4 protein-coding genes are annotated in these 6700 nt (G+C 68.0%); 1 reads left to right on the top strand and 3 read right to left on the bottom strand.

Annotated features, from left to right (window positions below):
* Positions 1-88: 88 nt before the first annotated feature.
* Positions 89-556 (top strand): hypothetical protein, encoded by a 468-nt coding sequence (locus HFP89_RS11180; RefSeq protein ID WP_168715969.1) that lies wholly within the window; start codon positions 89-91, stop codon positions 554-556.
* A 127-nt stretch (positions 557-683) separates the two neighbouring features.
* Here HFP89_RS11180 and HFP89_RS11175 read toward each other — a convergent pair whose 3' ends face one another.
* The 3 genes from HFP89_RS11175 to HFP89_RS11165 all read right to left on the bottom strand — a co-directional run bounded on the left by HFP89_RS11175 (position 684) and on the right by HFP89_RS11165 (position 6666).
* Positions 684-3947 carry an efflux RND transporter permease subunit gene (locus HFP89_RS11175; RefSeq protein WP_168717744.1) on the bottom strand — a complete coding sequence of 1088 codons (3264 nt, stop codon included), beginning with the start codon at positions 3945-3947 and terminating at the stop codon, positions 684-686.
* Positions 3944-5032 (bottom strand): efflux RND transporter periplasmic adaptor subunit, encoded by a 1089-nt coding sequence (locus HFP89_RS11170; protein ID WP_168717743.1) that lies wholly within the window; start codon positions 5030-5032, stop codon positions 3944-3946. The genes HFP89_RS11175 and HFP89_RS11170 overlap by 4 nt, the downstream gene beginning before the upstream one ends.
* 104 nt (positions 5033-5136) lie before the next feature.
* Positions 5137-6666, bottom strand: a complete 1530-nt coding sequence (locus HFP89_RS11165; protein WP_168717742.1) for a carboxypeptidase — start codon at positions 6664-6666, stop codon at positions 5137-5139.
* Positions 6667-6700: the final 34 nt, after the last annotated feature.

Raw genomic sequence — 6700 nt, 5'->3', positions numbered from 1 at the left:
AAAATCGCATTCGTACTTGCGAAGGCCATCGGGCCTCGAACAACGAACGAATCACCCAACAAGAAACCATTCAATAGAGGAAACGACAATGAACAAGCTCGCAATCGCAACCGCCATCGCCGCCGTCTTCGCCGGCACCTCCGCCTTCGCCGCCGTCGGTGGCCAGACCTCGGGCGAAATCGTCATCAAGGGCACCGTCGGTGACCTGTGCGAAATCGCCGTGGTCGACCTGGGCACCAACCTGAACCTGGTCGACGGCGAGCAGAACGCTCGGGTCGGTGAGATCACCGAGACCTGCAACAACCCGGAAGGCTACGAAGTCTCCTTCAGCTCCGACAACGGCGGCTACATGGCCGGCCCGCTGGACGCCCAGTCGTTCTACCGCATCAGCTACGACGACATCGAGGACGAAAGCCTGGAAGACGACCAGCGCATCGAACGCGACGAGCCGCAGTGGAACGCCGCCTACGACCTCACCGTCAACGTCGACGGCGACAGCGAACTGCCGGCCGGCAGCTACCGCGACCTGGTCACGGTGGAAATCGCAGCGCTGTAAGGCAGCGCACCCCGGCTTCGACGAGGCTCCCGCTGCGGTTCGGTGCTCCCCCGGACCGCAGTTCCCCCAGGCCGCCCGGGCATCCCGGGCGGTCTTTTTCGTTCGGTGTTGCGGGACGGACCCGTCGTCAGCCGGGATTCGAGGCCCCGGGTTCCGGAAGGTCGCGGGTCGGGGAGCGATTGCCCGACCGGGTCAGTATCCGGACCAGGACCTCCGAGCCGTTCTGGACCACGACGTACAGGCACGGAACCAGGAACAGCGTCAGCACCATGGCCGACAGCAGACCGCCGACCACGGCCACGGCCAGCGGCTGCATCAGCAGGGCGCCGGCGCCGGCCCCGATGGCCAGCGGCAGCATGCCGACCACGGTGGTCAGCGTGGTCATCAGGATGGGTCGCAGGCGGATGCCGCCGGCTTCGACCACGGCCTCGGTCAGGTCCTGGCCGGCGCGCCGCTGGCGCTCGATGTACTCGACCAGCAGGATCGCGTTGTTGACCACGATTCCGACCAGCAGCACCGTGCCGAGGAACACCGGCGCGCTGATCGGCGTGCCGGACAACCACAGCGCCACCGCCGAGCCGGCCGTGGCCAGCGGCGCCGCGGTCATGATGACCAGCGGGTTGGAGATCTTCTCGTACTGCACCGCGAGAACGACAAAGACCAGGAACACCGCCAGCGCCAGCACGATCGCCATTTCCCGATTGGTCTCTCGAATCGTCTCGAACTGGCCACCCAGCACCACGCCGTACTGCTCCGGCATGTCGATTTCGGCGACGCGACGCTCGACCTCGGCCATGATCGTGCCGACGTCGTTCTGCGACGTGTCGAAGTTGCCGACGATGCGCTGGATGCGCACCTGGTTCTCGCGGCCGATCTCGGCCGGGCCTTCCTCGAGCGTGAAGGACGCCACCTGGCGGGCCTGGATCGGCCCGTTGACGCCGTTGGCGACGATGACCTGGCCGAGGGTGTCGATATCGCGCACCTCGTCGCGCGGCAGGCGAACCCGCACGTCGTACTCGTTGACCCCGGTCGAATACCGCGTCGGCACATAGCCCGACACCGCGTAGCGCAGCGCCTGCGCAACGCTGCCGATGTCCAGGCCCAGCGCCGAGGCCCGTTCGCGGTCGACGTTGATGGACAGCAGCGGGGTGCGGTCTTCGTCCTGCATCTCCACGCCGGTCAGGCCCGGAATGGTCTCGATCGAGGCCATGATTTCGCGGGCCAGGTCCTGCAACAGACCGAGCTCCTCACCGACCACCTTCAGCTCCATGTCCTCGCCGGAAACACCGAAGGTCAGGCCGCGAATGCCCGGCGACCAGACGTACATCCGCGCCCCGGCGATGTCGAGCGCGTTCAGGCGCTGCTGCATCTCGCCGACCCAGCGGCTGGCCGGCCACTCGGGCCGATCCTCGGCATCGGCGAGCTTGACCAGCACGTAGCCACGGCCCGGCCGCTCGTTGGCTGTGCCGCCCCAGACATTTCCGCCGGCCAGCGCGAACACGCTGCGAACGTGCGGCATCTCGGCGACTTCGGCTTCGATCAACCGCGTTGCAGCATCGGTTTCCTGCGGCGTGGTGCCGGCCGGCAAGGCCAGCCGGATGCCCAGCTCGCCGTCGTCGAGCTGCGGCAGGAATTCGTTGCCCAGCTGCTGGGCCAGGCCCAGGCTGCCGACGAACACGGCGAATCCGGCAGCGATCACGGCCCAGCGCCAGCGCAGCATGACGCGCAGACTGCGACGATAGCGCTCGGCCAGCCACTCGATGAAGCCATTGAAGAGGCGATACGGGGCCAGCCGGTTGAAGCCCGATTCGAAGCGGACCTTGGCGAACTGGGCCGCCAGCATCGGCACCAGCGTCAGCGCGACGGCCAGCGAGGCGATCACCGCGAACGAGATCGTCACCAGCAGCTCCCGGAAGACCAGCGTGGCCAGGCCGGTAACCAGCAGGAACGGCACCACGGCCGCCAGGTTGGTCAGCGTACCGGCGGTAATCGCCGACATCACTTCATCGGCGCCCTCGTGCGCGGCTTGTTCGGCCGACTTGCCGAGTTTTTCGCGGTGTCGGGCGATGTTCTCGAGCATGACGATGGCGTTGTCGAGCAGCAGCCCGACGCCCAGCGCCAGGCCGCCCAGGCTCATCACGTTGAGGGTCAGTCCGGCCGCGCCCATCAGCGCGAAGGTCGCCATGACGGCCAGCGGAATCGACAGCCCGATGACGAAGCTCTTGCGCAGGCTGCCCAGGAAGGCCAGCACCACCACCATCGCCAGCACGCCGCCGAGGATGGCCGCGGCCGAAACCGACTGCACCGAGCCGCGGATGAAATAGGCCGCGTCCTCGGTGATCTTGTAGGTGATGTCCTCGGGAATGAACCCGGAAGCGGACAGGGATTCCATCCGCTCGATGACCTGGTCGACCACGCCGACGGTGTTGGCGTCGGGCTGCTTGAATACCGAGACCTGCACCGCGGGGCGATCATCGAGGCGCACGAACAGGCGCTGCTCGCGGAACCCGTCGCGAACCTCGGCGACTTCATCGAGCCGGATCCGCCGATCCGAACCGGGCACGTTCAACAGGACGTTGGCGATCTGTTCCGGGCTGGTGAAGCGCCCGTCGGTCCGGGCCATGACATCGAGGCTGCTCGAGGTGACGTTGCCGGCCGCGACATTCAGGTTTTCCCGGGCCAGCTGGTCGGCAACACCGGCCAGTGTCAGACCGTAGGAACGCAGTCGCTGCTGGTCGACGATGACTTCCAGCTCGCGTTCCTGGCCACCGATCGCTTCGACGCCGGACACGCCGGCGATCGACTGCAGCTGGGGCGCAAGCCGGTTGTCGACCCAGTCACGAACCTCGCGCGGCGTGCGCATGTCCGAGGAAAAACCGGCCTCGTAGACCGAAGACGCTCCCGGATCCCATTTGCGCAGCCGCGGCGGTTCGACATCGTCGGGCAATTGCGACCGGGCACGCTCGAGCAGTCGGGACGCATTCTGCAGCGCCACGTCCAGGTCGGTGCCGTAGTTGAAGATGAGACTGACGTCGGTGCGGCCTTCCTCGGCCTCCGAGGACATCCGGATCAGGTCCTCGGTCGACGACAGGGCCCGCTCCAGCGGACGGGTGACCTGCTCCTCGACCACTTCCGGCGCGGCCCCGGGGTAGTCGACGTTGACCCGGATCAGCGGATAGACGACCTCGGGCAACAGGTTGACCGGCAGGCGGTCGACGAAGAACAGGCCCATGACCAGCACGACGGTGGCCAGCGCCGTGGTGCCGACCGGGCGGCGGATCGCGGCGTGGGTCAGGCCGCGATAGTAGCGGGTGCCGCGGGCCGGATCCTCGTCGTCGAGCGTCCGCCGCGGATCGTCGCGCTGATCCCGGTCGCGAACGGGCCCGCTCATCCCGAAGCGCTCAGGGTATCGACGATCCGGACGCGATCGCCTTCGGCCAGCTCCAGCGGGTTCGACGAAACGATCCGGTCGCCGGGCTCGAGGCCGCCGACGATTTCGCGCCAGTCGCCGCGAATGATGCCGGTCGACACCGCGCGACGGACCAGCTCGTCGTTCTCGTCGATGACCATCACGTAGGACGGGTCGCCCATGCCGACCGAACCGGCCGGCACGGCCAGCACGTCCTGCTTGTAGTCCACGAGCAGATCGGCGCGGGCCAGGAAGCCGGGGCGCACGCCCTTCGCGTAGGCGTCCGGCAACTCGATCTCGACGGTGACCAGACGGCTTGCCCCATCGGCGGCCGGAAACACGCGGCGAACCCGACCTTCGATCGGCGGCGCGGTCTTCAGCGCATCGAAGCTCACCGGCACCGCGTCACCGGGACGGATTTCGGCCACATCGAGCTCCGACACCCCGATGCGAGCGACCAGCGCGTCGAGATCGGCCAGCACGAAGGCCGTGCCGAGACGCGTGATGGCGGCCCCGGGCTCGACCATCCGGCCGATCACGTAGCCGCTGACCGGCGCGGTGATCCGGCCGAAGTCGACCCGGGTCTGCCACAGATCGACGTCGCTGCGCGCAACGTCCAGCTCGGACTGGGCCGTGACGAAGCTGGCCTCGTCGATGTACTCGCGGTCCCTGAGGCGGCGCAGGCGCTCGAAATTGGCCTCGGCCTCGCGCAAGGCGGCCTGGGCGCGGGCCAGCTCGGCGCGCTGTTCGCTGACGTCGATCCGGGCCAGCAGCTGACCGGCTTCGACCCGGTCGCCGGTTTCGACCGCCACCGACGCGATGATGCCTTCGGTCCGGGCGGCGAGCTGGATCGTGCGCAGCGGTTCGACCGGCGAAGCGACCTGGACGTGCCGCGAAAGATCGCGCCGGGATACCTTAAACGCGCGCACCGGAAGCGAGGCACGTGCCTCGCTGCGCGCACCGGGCGCCGGCGCATCGTCGTCGCCGCCACAGCCAGCAAGCAGCGCGACCGACAGGGTCAGCAGCGCCATCCGGACCAAGCCGGAGATCGGAAGAACGTTGTTCATGGTCGAGGAGTATCGTCCAGGGGCATGAAAATGCCGCGAATTCCTGCCCGCTTCGACCGCGAAGCTCGCTTGCGGTTCGGAACCGTCGGCCCGGCCGAGCCCGGTCAGTCGGGAATCGCGCCTCGAATGAACGCCACCAGGTCGTCACGGTAGGCGCGCAGCGATTCCTCGTGCAGGTACATCATGTGCCCGGCCGGATACAGGTCATAGCGGATCCGCGCCCGTGCCTCGGCGGGAATGTCCAGCTGGCGAATGTAGTACGAAGTCGCCGAAAACGGCGTGGCCAGGTCGAAGTAGCCCTGCTGGAAATGAACGTGCAAGCCCGGGTTCATCGTCATCGCCATGGCCAGGTCCGGCAGCAGGTTCACGGCCGGCTGGCGGCCGCCCGACGGCCCGCGATGGGTCCAGTCCCAGTCCAGCGGCCAGGCGCTGGTCCTGTACTCGAGGTCACGGCCGAACTCCAGGTCGTTGTGGAGGTAATCCAGAAACGCCGCGGTGTAGGCCGGGCCCACGGCCGGGAAGAACGGATCGTAGTTCATCGTGTCGTCGAGCGGGTTCGAGGCCGGGCCGAGAAAGCGCGAGTCGATGCGGCCGGTGACGATCCGCTGGTCGCGCTGCAGCTCCTGCAGGAACTCCTGGTGATCGACGCGCAGGTCGGCCAGCATCCAGTACTGCGGGTCGGTTGCGGTATACCCGGCCAGGCGGTCGGCGACCGCGCGCTTGCGCTCCGGGTCGATCGTGAAGCCGGCCTGCAGCGCCGACAGGTACTCCCCCAGCGCGAAGGCCTCGACCTCGGCGATGAAGGCGTCGAAATCGGTCGGCTTCGGATCGAGCAGGTCGTGGTACCAGGCCGTCGCGGCGAAGGCCGGGAAGAACAGCGCGTGCGGCAGTTCCATGCCTTCGCCGTCGCGACCGGCGTGCACGGCCAGGAACGGCGAGACCAGGATCACGCCGTTGAACTGCATGCCGTGGCGGCTCTGCAGGTGATGGGCCAGGCCGGCGGCCCGGATGGCGCCGTAGCTCTCACCGAGGATGAACTTCGGCGACGCCCAGCGGCCCTGCTCGGAGATGTAGTCCCTGATGAACCGGGCCACCGATTCGATGTCCTGGTCGACGCCCCAGAAGTCCTTGCCCTCGGCCTCGCCGATCGGCCGGCTGAAGCCGGTCCCGACCGGGTCGATCATCACGAGATCGGCGACGTCGAGGATGCTGTAGGCATTGTCGACCCGCTTCGCCGGCGGTGGCGGCGCATGGCCGCCGTCGTTGACGACGACCCGCTGCGGCCCGAGCACGCCCATGTGCAGCCAGATCGACGACGAGCCCGGTCCGCCGTTGAACGCGAATACGATCGGCCGCTCGGCGGAATTCTCGACGCCCTGGCGCAGGTAGGCGGTATAGCCGAAGCGGGCGATCGGCGCGTCATCCCTGGTCTGGATCATCCAGCCGACGTGCGCTGCGTAGTCGACGCGCTGGCCGTCGATCCGGATCGAATGGTCGGTGCGCTTCGCGACATCGTGCGGCGTCTCGGTTCCGTTCGATGCATCGGCGCGCGCCGCGTCGGGCGTCCCGGCCAGCCCGAGCGACAGGCCGGCCGCGGCGGCCAGGGTGACGATGGGGTTCAGTACGTTCTTCATCGGGGCTCTCCGGTGGATTCGGGTCGCGGTCGTG

This window comes from Wenzhouxiangella sp. XN79A (assembly GCF_012272825.1).
In the GTDB taxonomy this organism is placed as follows: domain Bacteria; phylum Pseudomonadota; class Gammaproteobacteria; order Xanthomonadales; family Wenzhouxiangellaceae.
Note: the sequence above shows the minus strand (reverse complement) of the source record. Positions and strands in the feature narration are given on the sequence as shown.

Bases quoted from the DNA above. Each gene is read 5' to 3' on its own strand.
- HFP89_RS11180 (WP_168715969.1), top strand. From the start codon at position 89: ATGAACAAGCTCGCAATCGCAACCGCCATCGCCGCCGTCTTCGCCGGC.
- HFP89_RS11175 (WP_168717744.1), bottom strand. From the start codon at position 3,947: ATGAGCGGGCCCGTTCGCGACCGGGATCAGCGCGACGATCCGCGGCGG.
- HFP89_RS11170 (WP_168717743.1), bottom strand. From the start codon at position 5,032: ATGAACAACGTTCTTCCGATCTCCGGCTTGGTCCGGATGGCGCTGCTG.
- HFP89_RS11165 (WP_168717742.1), bottom strand. From the start codon at position 6,666: ATGAAGAACGTACTGAACCCCATCGTCACCCTGGCCGCCGCGGCCGGC.